A 15,587-nucleotide genomic window follows, 5' to 3' on the forward strand; every position below is an offset into this window, starting at 1 on the left:
GCCGCCTGGTCCGGGCTAACCGCCGCCATTGTCACAGGCTGTTGAGGGCGCCGGAGCGCCGGACGATGAAGAGGTACAGCGTGATGATCGCGATCGGCACCAGCGAGACGGCCGCGGCGAACGGCAGGTTGTTCGCGGCCCCGACGTTCGCGTAGACCACGGTGCCGAGCATCTGGGTGGTGCCGCCGACGATCTGGGCGGTGATGTAGTCCCCCAGCGAGAGCGAGAACGTGAAGATCGTCCCGGCAATGATGGAGGGGACCAGCAGCGGGAACATGACCAGCCGCATCGTGGTCAGCGGCTTCGCGCCCAGGTCCCCGGAGGCCTCCAGCAGCGATTCGGGAACCCGGTCGAACCCGGCGTAGATCGGCAGGATCATGAACGGCAGCCAGATGTAGGCCAGCGTCAGGATCACGGCGCTTTCGCCGTACCCCGGCGATTGCAGCCCGATCGGCGCACCCAGCCACTCCAGCAGCCCGCCGTCGGCCAGCACATTCCGCCAGGCGTAGGCCTTGACGAGGTAGCTGGCCCACAGCGGCATCAGCACGGCCACCACCAGCAGCTTCTGCCAGCGCGGGCTGGCCACCTTGGCGATGAAGAACGCCATGGGCAGGGCAAGGACCAGGTCGATCAGCGTCACGGCAATGGCGATCCACAGCGTCCGCAGGGTGATTCGCTGGTAGACCGGATCGGTCAGGACCGTCACGATATTTTCCGTGGTCCATTCTGTGGACACCTTGCCGGTGAAGGTGTCCACAGTCCAGAACGCGGTGATCAGCAGCGCCGCCAGGGCGGCGATGTAGACGAGCACCAGCCAGCCGGCGGGGGCCGTAACCAGCCCCGCCAGCCGAAGCTTCGGCGAGCGGTGGAGTAACGCCGAGAACTTGTGGGCCTTGGGCCGGGGCACGGCGGCAGCTGCCGGCGGGGCCCCGGGGACCGGGTGCTGCGTCTGGACCGTCATGTCAGCCCTTGATCTCCGTCCACGCCTTCGTCCACTCCGCGTAATCCGTGCACTGGACGTCCGTGCGGCCGTCCAGGCACTTCGCCACCGGGGTGGTCCAGTACCAGATCTGCTTCGCGTAGGCCTCGTCGCCGGAATGATAGGTCTCGCAGTGCGTCTTGTCGACGGTCAGATCGCAGGCCTTGGGGTTGGCCGGCGATTCACCGAAGAACTCCGCGACAGCCGCATTCGCCTTGGGGCTGGCGATGTAGTCGAGCCACAGGTAGGCGCAGTTCTGGTGCTTGGATACCGAACTGATCATCCATGTGTCCGACCAGCCCGTGGCGCCCTCTTCGGGGAGGAGGGTCTTCACGTTGGTCCCGTTCGCACCGGCGATGTTCGCGCCCACCTGCCATGTGGTGCCGACCACCGTGCTGCCGCTGGCGAAGGCCTGGACCTCTTTGACGACGTCGCTCCAGTACTCGCCGATGTGCTGGCGCTGCTCCTTCAGCAGGGCAACAGAGGCCGCGAGCTGGTCCTTGTCCAGCGCGTAGGGGTTCTTGATGCCGAGCTCCGGCTTGTGCGCCATCAGGTACACGGCGGCGTCGGCGATGTAGATCGGCGAGTCGTACGCGGTGACCTTGCCGCTGTGCTTGGCGGCGTCGTCGAACACGGCCCTCCAGGACGTGGGCGCCGGGGTGACGGCATCCACGGAGTACATCAGCAGGTTGGCGCCCCAGCCGTGCGGCATCCCGTAATTCTTGCCGTCCACAGTGTTCCAGGCCTTGTCCTTCAGGAACGGGTACACGTCGGCGTAGTTCTTCAGCAGGCTCATGTTGACGGGCTCCACGTTGTTGCCGGCAATCAGCCGCAGGGAGGCATCGCCGGAGGCCGAGACGACGTCGTACTGGCCGGTCCGCATCAGGGTCACGGCCTCGTCCGAGGTGCCGAAGGGCTTGAAGTTCACCTTGCAGCCGGTCTCTTTCTCGAAAGGGGTCACCCAGTCGACGGCGGGGTCGTTGCTGCCGTCCTCGGCGTAGCCCGGCCAGCCGAGGATGGAGAGCTGCCCCTCGCCCGGGCCGATTTCGGTCTTGACCGGCTGCGCGGACTGGGTGGCAGATCCCCCGCCGGTGGTGCCGCAGCCCGCCAAGACGAGGGCTGCCGCCGCGGCCACCCCAACCACGAGGGAGGCCCTGTTCCTTGATGCCATGATCCTTACCTTTCGTTGTGGGGTGAATCAGATTCAGGCTCGGGGCGCGGACGTACGTTTCAGGAGCCGGCGGGCGGCAGCCAGACGGCGTCGTCGTCGTCCCAGCTCACCGTGACGCGCCGGTCCAGCAGTTCGGCGTCGCCGCCTTGTAGCGTCTCCGGCTCCAGCACAACGACGGCGGGACCGTCGTCGAGCTGCACCCGCACCTGGGTGGCATGCCCCACGTAGACGAGGGAGGCGACGGTTCCGGGGAGGGACGTGACACCGTCGCGCGGTTCCGGGGCCGCCGCCCAGGACAGGCGCAGCCGCTCCGGCCGGATGCAGACCTGCTCCGCGCGGCCGTAGAGTTTCTGGGCGAGGCCGGCGTCGAAGATGTTGGACGTGCCGACGAAGTTGGCCACGAACGCGCCGCCGGGGCGCTCGTAGATCTCGTGCGCCGTGCCGATCTGTTCCAGGCTCCCGTTGTTGAAGACGCCGATCCGGTCACTCATGGTCAGGGCCTCCTCCTGGTCATGGGTGACGAAGATGAAGGTGATGCCCAGCGAGCGCTGCAGCTCTTTGAGTTCCACCTGCATCTGCTGCCGGAGCTTCAGGTCCAGGGCGCCGAGCGGCTCGTCCAGCAGCAGGACCTTGGGCTGCACCACCAGCGCCCGTGCCAGGGCCACGCGCTGGCGCTGGCCGCCGGAGAGCTGGGCGGGCTTGCGTCCGACGAACTTCCCCAGCTGCACCCGTTCCAGGGCGTCGCGAGCCCGCTCGTGGCGCTCCTTCCTGGGCATGCCGCGCACGCGCAGGCCGTAGGCGACGTTGTCGATCAGGGACATGTGCGGGAACAGGGCGTAGTCCTGAAAGACGGTGTTGAGGTTCCGTTCGAAGGGCGCCATTCCGGTGACGTCCTTGCCCTCGAGTTCGATACTTCCGGAGGTGGGCAGCTCGAAGCCTGCGATCAGGCGCAGGACCGTGGTCTTGCCGGATCCTGACGGCCCGAGCATCGAGAAGAACTCGCCCTGGCGGATGTCCAGGTCCACGGCATTGACGGCGACGGTGTCGCCGAAGACTTTGGTGAGTTTCCGCAGGCGGATCGCCGGTACCGCGTCCGTTCCCGTCTGCCGGCCGGCGGCGAGCGTTTCGGTCATAGGGTGCGCCTAACTCCGTTGCCGGATCGTTCCAGATGCGACACAGCGGGGTGTGATTCAGGCCACAACGGGCTGTTGGGCCAAATACTATTACTCCATAGTTTTTGTGTATAGACCCCCGGAAAAGCCCGCATTAGGATGGCTTCAACCGGGCGCGGGGAGCCCCCAGCGTCCGTTCCAGAGGCTGGAACCGCCACGCCAAAAACTGCCAGGGAGGCCCGGATGCTGCTGACACCGCAGGGCGCCTCCCGGAGCCTGGCGGCCGTGTTCACGCCCATCAAGTCCCGGGGCCTGGTGGACGAGGTATGCGGCCGGATCGAACAGGCAGTGGAAACCGGGCTGCTCACCAGCGGCCAGCGGCTGCCCAATGAGACGGAGCTCGCCGCCGCCCTGGGCGTTTCCGCGGTGACGGCCCGTGAGGCGCTCTCGCAGCTCCGGACCTCGGGCATCATCCGCACGTCCCGGGGCCGCAACGGCGGAAGCTTCATCGCGGACGACGTCCTACCCTCCCGGGAGCGCGCCCTGGAGCAGCTGCACGAACTCACCCGGCTCCAGATCAGCGACCTGGGACTGCACTACCAGGCCATTGCCGCCGCCTGCGCCGGCGTCGCGGCCCGGCGCTCCGACGCCGCGGACATGGCAATACTGCGTTCCTTCATCCCCGCCGCGGAGGAGGATCCGCTGCACTGGCGGCTGGCCCTCTCCGAGTTCCTGCTCGAAGTGGCCGCCATCGCCCGCTCGGCCCGGCTGGCCCGGGAGCTGATCCGCCTGCAGGCAGACCTGGGCACCCTCACGCTGCTGCCCTGCGCCGACTCCGGCTACCGTGCGACGACAGCCGGCCTCCTCGAGGAGGCCGCGGCCGCCGTCGAATCCCACCAGCCGGCAGCCGCGGAAGCAGCCATAAAGTCCCTGGTCACCGCCACCACGGACTGGCTGCTGAACGAACAGTCCAAACGCTACTGACCAGTTCCCTCGAGCCAAGGATCGCGATGCCTGAAACCACCGCCTCTCCCGACACAAGCACCCTGCCCGCCGCGGAACTCGACGCCGTCATCACCGGCGTCGAGGGCCGGCTCGCGGCGTGGGCCGCGGAGACGGGAACAGCACTGGCGGCCCTCTCCGGCAAGGTCACCGGCACCGCCGTGGACAAGCTCATCCGGCCGGTGGTCGAGGAACTGGTCCGGACTCCCGACGGCTACGCTGCCGGCGCCGGATTCCTCGCCAACGCCGGGCTGTTGGGGCCGGAACGCAGCTACATCGCCTGGTGGCAGGGCGAGGAGCTGGAACCTGTGGACGCCCTCGCCAATTTCAGTCCGAACTCCATCAGCCGGTACGTCAAGTCCGAGTGGTTCCGCATCCCCGTGGAAACCGGCCAAGCCCATGTGACCGGGCCCTACGTCGATTTCCTGTGCACGGACGAATACGTCCTGACCTTCACGCACCCGGTGTTTTGCCGCCCGGACGGTCCGGTGGTGGGCATTGTGGGCATGGACGTGACCGTGCAGCGGCTGGAACGCGGCGCCATGCCCGGCCTGCGCCGGATCGGGGACCGGGCCACGCTGGTGAACTCTGACGGCCGCGCCATCGTCTCGGCGGCCCCGGACATCGCCGCCGGTGACCTCGCCGCGGCCGAGGACGTCTGCAGCGTCTATCCCGTGGGCCGGAAGTTCCGGATCTGGACCGGCGCCACCGCGCTCTGACCCGCATCGGCTGCTCCCAACCGGCCCCCTCGCCTCGCAAGCTCGGCCAGGGAACCCTGCCGGCGTGGGCCCAACTGCCCTTTTGACGGGTCATGAGGGCACATACGGAGCACTCGATTGTGGTTACGGCGTCGATCCCCGGGCCGGTGGGTTCGCCTCTGCGCAGGGGCGTTGCTAAGCTGGAATGAAGGCCCCTTCTTTGGGCCTCCGGACGACGGATCAGTACCCGGCACGCGACAAGACTGGCCACAGGAGCAGTCATGTCGTGGTTAATTCTTATTCTTTCGGGCTCGTTGGAAGCCGTCTGGGCCGCAGCCCTGCACCGGACAGCGCAGGCCACGGGCCGCCGCCGGATCGCACCGGCCGCCGTCTTCCTCGTCTCAGTGCTCGCCAGCACCGGCGGGCTCGCCGTCGCGATGCAGTCCATTCCGACCGGAACCGCCTACGCCGTCTGGGTGGGCGTCGGCGTCGTGCTGACCTCCGCCTACGCCATGGTCAGCAAAGTTGAGCCCGCGACGGCGGGGCGAATCCTGCTGCTCGGCGGGATCGTCGCCTGCGTGGCCGGCCTGAAGCTGGTGGCGTAACGATGGCCGCGAACCGCACACCGATATCGGCAACCAAAGCCCCGGCCACCACACTGGCCTGGCTCATTCTGCTCGCCTCCGCCGTACTGGAGGCGGTCTGGGCCACGGCCCTGGGCCTCTCGGACGGCTTCACCCGCCCGCTGCCCACCCTCGTGTTCGCGCTGACCGCGACCCTGAGCATGGCCGGGCTGGGTCTGGCCGTGAAAAGCATTCCGCTCGGCACGGCCTACGCCGTCTGGGTGGGGATCGGCGCGGCGCTGACGGTCGGCTGGGCGATGGCGACCGGCGTCGAACCGGCCAGCCCGCTCAAATTGCTGTTCATCGCCGGGATTGTGGGCTGCGCGGCGGGCCTGAAGCTGCTGCCGGCCGCAAAATAGGCAACGGAACCGGCGTCGGAGGCACATCAGCTCCATTCCCCGCGGAATCTCCCCACCTTTGAGGCAGTACGACGGCGTGTCCCCCGCGGCCCGCCGTCGTACCGGCCGCACAACATTCAAAGGTGGGGAGATTCCACCGTCAGGGCCGGAATAGCCGCGCGCACCCCGAGGTTCTTGGCAGGGACCGAACTACCCAAAGCGCGAATGGAGAGCAACTATGACGGCAGCGACAGTCCGGCTCGGCGACGGCCTGATGGTCAGCCCCCTGGGGTTCGGCGGCATGGCCCTGACCCCGGTGTACGGGGACGTGGATCCGGCCGAGGCGCTGCGGACCCTGCATCACGCGGTGGACGCCGGCGCCAGCTTCATCGACACGGCGGACATCTACGGCGGCGGCAGCAACGAGGAGCTGATCGCCAAACTCCTTAAGGAGCGCCGCAGTGAGGTGCAGCTGGCCACCAAGTTCGGGCTGGTGGGCACGCCGGCCACCGGCTACTCCGACATCCGGGGCGACGCCGCCTACGTGCGGCAGGCCGTGGACCGAAGCCTGCGGCGGCTGGGCACCGACACCATCGACCTTTACTACATGCACCGCCGTGACCTCCGCGTTCCGATAGTGGAAACCGTGGAGGCCATGGCGGGGCTGGTGCAGGCCGGCAAGGTGCGGCACCTTGGCCTGTCTGAAGTGACGGCCGAGGAGCTGCGTGAAGCCAGCAGAGTCCACCCGATCGCCGCGGTCCAGAGCGAATGGTCCATCTGGAGCCGCGATGTGGAACGCAGCGTTGTTCCCGCGGCGGCCGAACTCGGGGTGGGTTTTGTGCCCTATTCGCCGCTGGGCCGGGGATTCCTCACCGGCACCGTGGACGCGGCGTCGCTGGGCAGCAACGACTTCCGCCGCAACATCCCGCGTTTCGCCGAAGCGGCGCTGGACGCCAACCAGGGGGTGGTCGCCGCCGTGCAGGCAGTCGCGGCTGAACTTGCCGCTTCCGGGCAGGCTGCAACTCCTGCCCAGGTGGCTCTGGCCTGGCTGCTCGTGCAGGGCCGGAGCCTGGGATTGCCCGTGGTCCCCATCCCCGGCACGCGCAAGGCGGTCCGGATCGACGAGAACCTGGGTGCTTTGACGCTCGACTTCACCCCGGCGCAACTGGAGAAGCTCGACGCCGCTGCGGACGCCGTCGTCGGCTCCCGCTCCGCTGACCCGAACTGGGTGTCGCAGGGCCGCGAATAGCGTCTCCGTAGACTGAAGCCCATGGACTCGCTCATTCACTCGTTACGGAACATCACCATCCGCCGGATTTCGGTCAGCGAGATGGACAACAACGTGTATCTGCTCACCGCGAAGGCGTCCGGTGCCCAGCTCCTGATCGATGCGGCCGATGATCTGGCCGCCATCCAGGAACTGCTGTCCGACGCCGCCGCGGATACCTCCGCGGAGCCGAAGCTGGCGCTGGTCGCCACCACCCACCAGCACTGGGACCACGTCCGGGCGCTGCCGGACCTTGTGGAAGCCACCGGCGTGAAAACGGCGGCCGGGACTGATGACGCCCCGGAACTGCCCGTGCCGGTGGATGTTCTGCTGGATCACGGGGACGTCGGCAACTTCGACGGCTTCGACGTGACGGCAGTGCACCTGCGCGGCCACACCCCGGGGTCGATCGCTCTGGTGTACCAGGACCCGGAGGGCCCGGCGCACATTTTCTCCGGCGACTCGCTGTTCCCCGGCGGCGTGGGCAACACGCAGAAGGATCCCGAACGGTTCGCCCAGCTGATCAGCGATGTCAGCGAGCGGTTGTTCGACGTGTACCCGGATGACACAGTGGTGCATCCGGGCCACGGGAAGCCCACCACCCTGGGCGCGGAACGCCCGCACCTGGAGGAGTGGCGCACCCGCGGCTGGTAGCTGGCCGCTGCGCTTTCAGACTGGCGCTACGCTTTCGGACGGACGTTGCGGGAATCCCCGTAGCGTCCGTCCGTTTGTGTAGCGGAAAACCCTGGGGCCACGACCGCCGGGTTCCCTGACCGAGCTTGCGAGGTTAGGGAGCGGTTGGGGATTAGCGGCTGCGGCGTTCGTTCGACGCCGGAGCTGACGCGCGGCGGGGTCCGCCGCTGCGTGCCGGACGGCCTTCGCCGGAACGGCCGTTGCCGCCGCCTGCGTATGAGCCGCCCGAGGTGCCGCCGGTGTTGGAGGACCAGACAGCCGCGCTGCCTCCGGCTTTGCTTCCACCGGACTTGGCGCCGGCTGCGGCGCGCTGGCCGGTTGCCGGGCGGCCGTTACGCTGGCCGCCGGTTGCGCCGCCCGTGCGGGGAGCGCCACCTGTGCGGGGTGCACCGCTGCGGGGGGCGCCGCTGCGGGGAGCCGAAGCGCCCCGGGCGTCGCTACGACCTTCTGCTGCGCGGCCGTCGGAACCGCGGCCGGCCGACGCGCGGCCGCCTGCAGCCGGAACATCGTTGCGGTGGGTGCCGTACGACGTCGAGCGGGCACGGGTGCTGCGGCGCTCGGCGCGCTCGGCATCCTGACGGTCCTCGTTGCGCTCGATGACGCGCTCGGCAGCGTTGCGGGCAGCGGCCTGGCCTTCGTAGGCCACGGCACGGCGCTCGGCCCGCGGAAGGTCGGTGCGGGGAGCTTCGGTTCCGACGCGTCCGCGTCCGCCACGGCCACCCCGGCCACCCGCAGTGGGTGCCGCCTGGGTGGTGCGGCGGGCGCGCTTGCGCTCGGCGTTGGCACCGGTGGAGCTGCCGCCGCCCTGGTTGGACTTGGCTGCCAGCAGCGCGGCGCGGGTGCGCGGATCGATCTTGTCGGCCATTTCGCCGACCAGCTGGGCAACCAGCGGGGAGTTGGCGGTGACGCGCTCGAAGTTAACCTCGACGCCGGCAGCCTTCATGAGCTTCTTGACGTCGGACTGCTGCTCCGGGAGGGTCAGCGTGACCACGGTGCCGTCGGAGCCTGCGCGGGCGGTACGGCCTGAGCGGTGCAGGTATGCCTTGTGCTCCGTGGGCGGATCCACGTGGATGACCAGTTCGACGTCGTCGACGTGAACGCCGCGGGCGGCGACGTCGGTGGCGACCAGGACGCGGACCTCGCCCGAGGAGAACTCGGCCAGGTTGCGGTCACGGGCGTTCTGCGACAGGTTGCCGTGCAGGTCGACGGCGGGGATGCCGGCGTCGGTCAGGGTCTTCGCGAGCTTACGGGCGTGGTGCTTGGTGCGCAGGAAGAGCACGCGGCGGCCGGCACCCGAGGCGAGCTCGACGATCAGCTGCTTCTTGACGGTCTGGTCGTTGACGACCAGCACGTGGTGTTCCATGGTGGTCACCGCGGCCTGTGATTCGTCCACGGCGTGGGTCAGCGGGTTGGACAGGTAACGCTGGACGATCTTGTCCACGCCGTTGTCCAGGGTGGCGGAGAACAGCAGGCGCTGGCCCTGGCTGGGGGTCATGTCCATAAGCTTCTTGACCACCGGAAGGAAGCCGAGGTCGGCCATGTGGTCGGCCTCGTCCAGGACGGTAATCTCGACGCCTTCGAGGGTCAGGATGCGCTGGCGGATCAGGTCCTCCAGGCGGCCCGGGCAGGCGATAACGATATCGACGCCGGCGCGCAGCGCCTTTTCCTGGCGGGCCTGCGAGATGCCGCCGTAGATGACGGTGGTGTTCAGGCCCATGGCCTTTGCCATCGGCTCGATGGTGGCGTTGATCTGGGTGGCCAGTTCGCGGGTCGGTGCGAGGACCAGGCCCATCGGGCGGCCGGGCTTGCGGAAGTGCTTGGCTTCCCGCTCAGCGAGTCGTGCTACAAGCGGGATGGCGAAGGCGATGGTCTTGCCGGAGCCGGTGCGGCCGCGGCCCAGGACGTCGCGTCCGGCCAGGGTGTCCGGGAGGGTCTTGACCTGAATGGGGAACGGTTCGACGATCCCCTGGGCGGTCAGCGTGTCGGCAAGTGCTTTGGGCGTGCCGAGGGCAGCAAAAGTAGTCATAAGTTTCAAAGGTCTTTCAGGCGGCATCCATGCGGATATCGGCCCCCGGTGCCGGTTGGCCCAGGGGTTCGCCGAAGAAAAGTCAGGTGATCAACCGGCCAGCTGCTGTAAGAAGCGGCGGCCAGGACCAAATAGAACGCGTTCATCGACGCAGGATGTGCCTCTCACATGAAAAAATCCCACTCCCTGAGCGGAATCCGAAAGGAATCCAGCAGGGGAACCGGTTGATGAACCGGACCGGTCATTCAAGACCAAAGTGGGCATCACTGCACATCAAGTTCACCCAGTCTATCATCCGGCGGGGCCAGGGCCGCCTTCTCCCCGCTCAGGGCACCAAAGCGGGCGCCTGGAACAGCGGCACGTGCGACGCCGGCCGCACGGCCCCCGGGGCCTTCGCCGGCGGCAGCATAGACGGCTCACTGCCGGCCGCGGCGCCGAACGCTGCGGCCCGGCCGCGCCCGGCGGCCGGAACCGGCACCCGCACTATCACCAAGGCCTCGGTGTCAATCAGACGCCGGGTTCCGGTGCCTTCATCCAGGATCCAGAACAGGTCCGTGTCCGCCACAGTCCGGATTACCTCGCCCCGATGGAAGAGCTTGCCGTTGTGCCACGCTTCAATCTGGTCCCCCACCGACAACTCCCCCATCGATTGCACCTGCTGCGAAACTTCTGCAGTCATGGCCTGCCCCTTCCCCCGATCCGGATTCACCCCAGTGTCATTCCGCTCTCAGGCTTCAGCCTCCACCATGAAGGTTTCGACGGCGTTTCCGTGCGGTGATGTTCTTGTGTCGCCCAGTCCTTGGTTCCGCCGGCAGCCTCCCCCTGCCATGATGTGGAAAACGACCCCACCACCCACACGACCGGCGAGGACAACGATGACGGAGCACAATCACCCCGCGGAGACCAGCAGCGCCAGCGCGGCCGAGGTGTGGGACGAGAAATACCGGAGCCGGACCAGGATCTGGAGCGGCGAACCGAATCCGCAGCTGATTGCCGAGGCCTCGTCCCTTCCGCCCGGGACGGCCCTTGACCTGGGCTGCGGCGAGGGTGCCGACGCCATCTGGCTCGCCAGCCGCGGCTGGAAAGTCACCGCCGTCGACGTCTCCACTGTCGCGCTGGAGCGGGCCGAAGCGCACGCGCAGGAACGGGGCCAGGGCGGGAACATCACGTGGGTGCGGGAGGATCTCGCCACGTGGGTGCCTGGGGAGCTGTTCGATCTGGTCACGGCCCAGTTCCTGCATTCCACGGTGATGCCCTGGCAGCAGGCCCTCCAGCTGGCCGCCGCCGCGGTGCGGACCGGCGGAACACTGCTGATTGTGGGCCACCACCCCGCGGGGCTGCCGCCGTGGGGGCAGCACCACCATGCGCCGGAGAAGTTCTACACGGCCGAGCAGCTGGCGCGCGAGCTGGGCATTGAGGAGCCCGAGTGGCGCCTCGACGTCGTGGACACCCGGCACCGCAGCGCCACCGGGCCCGACGGCGAAGCTGCCGCCCTCACGGACGCCGTCCTGCGCGCCACCCGCCTCGCCGCCCGCTGACCGCGGCTGATCCGCCGTCGACGTCACAGGTAACGTGCGGGTTCGCCGGAAGGTTCCGGCGAACCCGCACAGTAGCGGCGAACCCGCGTTTTCCGCCTGTCGGCAGCCTCGACCCTGCCCGCCCGGGGCACGCCGCCCGCGGAGGAACTGTTGCGGGAAATCGACCGGCCGCCGGAGCCATCCGATTCCCGTTCTGCTTCGAATCACCAGCGGAACCCGATCCAACGTGTCCGGAGATGACCGGATCCGCTAAGCACCAGGTCGGCGAACAAGATCGCGACATCGAGTATTCGCCGGAAAGGCAAGATCATGGCAATGAACGACAAGGCCAACTACACGGTCATCCACCACCTCGGCGCGGCCAAGGAAGGGGCCGGAAAGTTCACCGGCACCGACGAGCTCAAGCGCGAGGGCCAGAATGACCAGGCCCAGGCCAGGTTGCAGGAGGCCGTCGAAACGGGTGAAGTACGCGGCGGCTGACATCGGAGTTCAGGACGCAGCTGGCAAGCTCACCCGGGGCTATAGCAAGGACTAGGTAGCGCCCCGAGCGGATGGTCCGGGCCGGGGAGAAACCCGGCAGGCGAGAGCACCTGAACGTGCGGTCCCGTCGTCGACCTCGCCGGAAGCCCGCGAATTCGCCGGAACTTTCCGGCGACCCCGCACGCTACCGGCGACATCGCGCGTCTCGGCCCCGCGTTTCCCGGATTCAGATATGACATGGGACACTGGACGACAACTGAGGCCATGTCGGTCGACAGTTGTCGACCATGGGAACGGCGGGAAAGGCCGCCGGTCAGCCCGGGCCGGAACCGCGGCGGCAGGCGGACGCCGGCGTCGAAAATTCCCGGTTTCGCGGCGGGGCGGGCCTTTTAGCCGTCCGGCCGGGAGGCACCGCGGGTCCCGGCCGGACCCCGCCACGGGGAGCTCGACGGCGCCGGGCCGCCGGCCAGCGGCGCCGCGGAACCGCCCAAATCCCGCCTCTACGCTTAAACCACACGACAAAGTGTTACCTCCATCACACCTCCGATGGATCCGTGCGGGCCTGCGGCGGAATGCTCTCCGCCCGTGGCCCGCCTGTAACAAGGAAGAAGCCTAATGTCTGAACGCACCACCACGGCTGTCCCGAACATCGCTCAAGAGTCCTCCCCCGGCAGCCAAGGCCAGGAACCGCACCTCGCCCGCGCACTGGGCAACCGCCACATCCAGCTGCTGGCCATCGGCGGTGCGATCGGCACCGGACTGTTCATGGGCTCCGGCAAAACCATCTCGCTGGCCGGCCCGTCCGTCATCTTCGTCTACATGATCATCGGCTTCATGCTGTTCTTCGTCATGCGGGCCATGGGCGAGATCCTGCTCTCCAACCTGAACTACAAGTCCTTCAGCGACTTCGCCGGCGACCTCCTGGGCCCCTGGGCGGGCTTCTTCACGGGCTGGTCCTACTGGTTCTTCTGGGTGGTGACCGGCGTGGCCGACATCGTCGCGATCGCCGGGTACGTGGACAAGCTCGCACCGGGCACTCCCCTGTGGATCCCGGCCCTGATCACTCCCGTGGTGCTGATCCTGCTGAACCTTCCCACGGTCAAGGCCTTTGGCGAGGCCGAATTCTGGTTCGCCATCATCAAGGTGGTGGCCATCCTGGCCCTGATCGGCACCGGCATCGTAATGATCGCCACGAACTTCACCTCCCCCAACGGCGCAGTGGCGAACCTGGCCAACATGTGGAACGACGGCGGCATGTTCCCGCACGGCATGTTCGGCTTCATCCTGGGCTTCCAGATCGCCATCTTCGCCTTCGCCGGCATCGAGCTGGTGGGCACCGCGGCGGCAGAAACCAAGGACCCCGAGAAGAACCTGCCGCGCGCCATCAACTCCATCCCCATCCGTGTCCTGCTGTTCTACGTAGGCGCCCTGGTGGTCATCATGGCGGTCAACCCGTGGCGCACCATCGATGCCGCCAGCAGCCCCTTCATCGGCATGTTCACCCTGGCCGGCCTCGGCATCGCCGCGGTGGTCATCAACCTGGTGGTGCTCACCTCCGCGGCCTCCAGCGCCAACTCCGGCATCTACTCCACCTCGCGCATGGTCTACGGCCTGGCCCAGGACGGCAACGCCCCGAAGGCCTTCGGAAAGCTGAGCATCCGCAAGGTTCCGCAGAACGCCCTGCTGTTCTCCTGCATCTTCCTGCTGGCCGGCCTGGTCCTGCTCTACTCGGGCGACTCCGTGATCGGCGCCTTCACCGTGGTCACCTCGGTGGCCTCCGTGCTCACCATGTTCGTCTGGTCCATGATTCTCATCAGCTACATCGTGTTCCGCCGCCGCCGTCCCGAGCTGCATGCGGCCTCCAAGTTCAAGATGCCGGGCTCGGGCTTTATGCCGTACGTGGTGCTCGCGTTCTTCGGCTTCATGCTGGTGGCGCTGGGCCAGGCCGACGACACCCGGCTCGCCCTGCTGGTGGCGCCGCTCTGGTTCCTGATGCTGGGCGGGGCCTGGTACTTCAACCGCCAGACGCCGCTGCAGCAGGCCCGGATTGCGGAATGGAAAGCCATCCGCGACGCCGGGTCCGTCCCCGCAGCGGGCTAGGCAATAACCCGCCACCCGGCGCCCCGAAGGGCACCCGGGCAGGGAGCTCCGGCCGGATCCACCGGCCGGGGCTCCCTCGGTTTAACTCCAGCGCCTCAGGCGCGGAAAACTCGGGCACCGCGGCCGGGCGGCGCCGGCCTTACCGCCGCCCGGAGACCCGCGGGGCAACCACGACGGCGGCGACGCCGATCAACGCTGTCAGGGCGAACACCCCGCCGAAGGACGCCACCGCCGTCGGGAACGCCGCAAAAATGATTCCCGTCGTGGCGAGCGACAGCGCCCCGCCAAGCGAATCGGAAATGGACATCGCGGAGCTGTTGAAGCCCTCGTTATCCCTAGTGGACAGGGCCAGGGTCATGACGCTCAGCCGCGCGTACATCACGCCCATGCCGCCACCCGCGACCACCCACGCGGCAATCGCGACGGCGGCCGGCCAGCCCAGGAGCGTGGTCACGAGCACCAGGACCACGGCGCCGAGGACCATGGCAGCCCCGGTCCGAACCGCGCGGCGGTGGTCCAGGCGGGACCCGAGTCTGCCCTGCACCGCGGAGCCGGCGGCCCACGAGACGGCTCCGCCCGTGAGCGCCAGTCCGGCGAAGGTGGGCGAGAAGGAGTACCGCTCCACCAGCAGGTACGGCAGGTAGACCTCGGCGCCGAAGAACGCCGCCGAGGCCAGGCCGCGCGTAAGAATGACGCTGGGGAGGCCCCTGCGGGCCGTCAGGGTTCCCCGCGGCACCAGCGGGCGGACGGCAATGAGGGCCACGACGACGGCGGCCACGGCCACTACTCCGCCCGCCACCGGAAGCCTCGAGGAGAGGTTCAGGCCAAGCACGGCGAGCGCCGCGAGGGCAGCCCAGGCCAGCCTGCCGGAGCCAGTGGACTTGCGGGGGGACATGTCCTTCGGTGCGGCGCCCTCCCGGGCTCCGGCGTCGGGCGTTCCGCGCAGCCCGCGCAGGGCGGGAACGATCATCAGCAGGGCCGGCACCACCAGGCCCACCACGCCGAGGAAGACCCAATGCCAGCTGAGCACCTGCGCCACAATGCCGGCGGCGAAGGGTCCCACCAGCGAGGGAATCACCCAGGCCGCGGAAAACGCGGCGAAGATCTTCGGGTGCAGCACGGGCGGATAGACCCGGGCGATCACCACATACAGCGCCACGGTCATGGCGCCGCCGCCCAGGCCCTGGACCAAGCGGCCCGCCACGAGGGCGGGCATGGTCGACGCTGTTCCCGCGATCAGCAGGCCCAGCACAAACATGGCCACGGACGCGTACAGCGGCCCCACCGGGCCGCGCCGGTCCGACCAGTTTCCGGCGGCCACCATGCCGATGACGCCGGTGGCGAGCGGACCGGCGAACGCCAGGGCGTAGAAGGCGGCCCCATCCAGTTCACGGCTGACCAGCGGCATGATCGTGGTCACCGCCAGCGACTCGAAGGCAGCCAGGAACACGAGGGCACAGGCACCCAGGGTCACCAGCAGGTACTCGCGGTGGAAGATGCCGGCTGATTCCAGGGTCGGGGCGGGGGTGGTGCGGGGCAAGGGCGTGGCCTGATCGGTAG

The 15,587-nt window shown here is 68.4% G+C and carries 15 protein-coding genes and 1 riboswitch; of the genes, 9 read left to right on the forward strand and 6 right to left on the reverse strand.

All coding sequences use genetic code 11. The features are described 5' to 3' along the window. Nucleotides 1-31: 31 nt before the first annotated feature. The 3 genes from AC1DC5_RS16615 to AC1DC5_RS16625 are packed head-to-tail and all read right to left on the reverse strand — an operon-like array spanning nucleotide 32 to nucleotide 3,283. Nucleotides 32-961 carry an ABC transporter permease gene (locus AC1DC5_RS16615; protein ID WP_476865872.1) on the reverse strand — a complete coding sequence of 310 codons (930 nt, stop codon included), beginning with the start codon at nucleotides 959-961 and terminating at the stop codon, nucleotides 32-34. Between the two features lies 1 nt (nucleotide 962). Then, on the reverse strand, nucleotides 963-2,150 hold the full coding sequence (locus AC1DC5_RS16620; RefSeq protein ID WP_476865873.1) for an ABC transporter substrate-binding protein: 1,188 nt from the start codon (nucleotides 2,148-2,150) through the stop codon (nucleotides 963-965). A 59-nt stretch (nucleotides 2,151-2,209) separates the two neighbouring features. Beyond that, nucleotides 2,210-3,283, reverse strand: coding sequence for an ABC transporter ATP-binding protein (locus AC1DC5_RS16625; RefSeq protein ID WP_441406140.1), 1,074 nt, complete (start codon nucleotides 3,281-3,283; stop codon nucleotides 2,210-2,212). 222 nt (nucleotides 3,284-3,505) lie between these two features. Here AC1DC5_RS16625 and AC1DC5_RS16630 point away from each other — a divergent pair, with 222 nt between their 5' ends. The 6 genes from AC1DC5_RS16630 (at nucleotide 3,506) to AC1DC5_RS16655 (ending at nucleotide 7,844) form a co-directional block, all read left to right on the forward strand. Then, the gene (locus AC1DC5_RS16630; RefSeq protein WP_476865874.1) at nucleotides 3,506-4,246 is read left to right on the forward strand and encodes a FadR/GntR family transcriptional regulator; all 741 of its coding nucleotides are present in this window, start codon (nucleotides 3,506-3,508) and stop codon (nucleotides 4,244-4,246) included. A gap of 26 nt (nucleotides 4,247-4,272) precedes the next feature. Next, nucleotides 4,273-4,983 (forward strand): cache domain-containing protein, encoded by a 711-nt coding sequence (locus AC1DC5_RS16635; RefSeq protein ID WP_476865875.1) that lies wholly within the window; start codon nucleotides 4,273-4,275, stop codon nucleotides 4,981-4,983. Nucleotides 4,984-5,168: 185 nt separating this feature from the next. Beyond that, nucleotides 5,169-5,234, forward strand: a riboswitch (guanidine-III (ykkC-III) riboswitch). 9 nt (nucleotides 5,235-5,243) lie between these two features. Beyond that, nucleotides 5,244-5,567 carry a DMT family transporter gene (locus AC1DC5_RS16640; RefSeq protein ID WP_441406143.1) on the forward strand — a complete coding sequence of 108 codons (324 nt, stop codon included), beginning with the start codon at nucleotides 5,244-5,246 and terminating at the stop codon, nucleotides 5,565-5,567. 2 nt (nucleotides 5,568-5,569) lie between these two features. Continuing rightward, nucleotides 5,570-5,944, forward strand: coding sequence for a DMT family transporter (locus tag AC1DC5_RS16645; protein WP_476865876.1), 375 nt, complete (start codon nucleotides 5,570-5,572; stop codon nucleotides 5,942-5,944). Nucleotides 5,945-6,161: 217 nt separating this feature from the next. Continuing rightward, complete coding sequence (locus AC1DC5_RS16650; protein ID WP_476865877.1) at nucleotides 6,162-7,172, forward strand: aldo/keto reductase; 1,011 nt, start codon at nucleotides 6,162-6,164, stop codon at nucleotides 7,170-7,172. 21 nt (nucleotides 7,173-7,193) lie between these two features. After that, a complete protein-coding gene (locus tag AC1DC5_RS16655; RefSeq protein ID WP_476865878.1) occupies nucleotides 7,194-7,844 on the forward strand; it encodes an MBL fold metallo-hydrolase in 651 nt (216 codons plus the stop codon). Nucleotides 7,845-7,995: 151 nt separating this feature from the next. Here the strand turns inward: AC1DC5_RS16655 and AC1DC5_RS16660 are convergent, their stop codons facing one another. Both AC1DC5_RS16660 and AC1DC5_RS16665 read right to left on the reverse strand, forming a co-directional pair. Next, entirely contained in the window at nucleotides 7,996-9,909 is a 1,914-nt protein-coding gene (locus tag AC1DC5_RS16660) for a DEAD/DEAH box helicase (protein ID WP_476865879.1), read from the reverse strand. Nucleotides 9,910-10,234: 325 nt separating this feature from the next. After that, entirely contained in the window at nucleotides 10,235-10,588 is a 354-nt protein-coding gene (locus AC1DC5_RS16665; protein WP_476865880.1) for a hypothetical protein, read from the reverse strand. A 196-nt stretch (nucleotides 10,589-10,784) separates the two neighbouring features. On the opposite strand from AC1DC5_RS16665, the gene AC1DC5_RS16670 reads away from it, so the two are divergent. From AC1DC5_RS16670 to AC1DC5_RS16680, 3 genes are all read left to right on the forward strand, one after another. Beyond that, nucleotides 10,785-11,447 (forward strand): SAM-dependent methyltransferase, encoded by a 663-nt coding sequence (locus tag AC1DC5_RS16670; RefSeq protein ID WP_441406149.1) that lies wholly within the window; start codon nucleotides 10,785-10,787, stop codon nucleotides 11,445-11,447. 309 nt (nucleotides 11,448-11,756) lie between these two features. Further along, nucleotides 11,757-11,927, forward strand: coding sequence for a CsbD family protein (locus AC1DC5_RS16675; RefSeq protein ID WP_476865881.1), 171 nt, complete (start codon nucleotides 11,757-11,759; stop codon nucleotides 11,925-11,927). Between the two features lie 615 nt (nucleotides 11,928-12,542). Continuing rightward, a complete protein-coding gene (locus tag AC1DC5_RS16680) occupies nucleotides 12,543-14,027 on the forward strand; it encodes an amino acid permease (RefSeq protein ID WP_476865882.1) in 1,485 nt (494 codons plus the stop codon). 139 nt (nucleotides 14,028-14,166) lie between these two features. On the opposite strand, the gene AC1DC5_RS16685 is transcribed toward AC1DC5_RS16680, so the two are convergent. After that, nucleotides 14,167-15,567, reverse strand: a complete 1,401-nt coding sequence (locus AC1DC5_RS16685; protein WP_476865883.1) for an MFS transporter — start codon at nucleotides 15,565-15,567, stop codon at nucleotides 14,167-14,169. Nucleotides 15,568-15,587 lie beyond the last annotated feature (20 nt).

The organism is Arthrobacter sp. 10L424, from assembly GCF_056395325.1.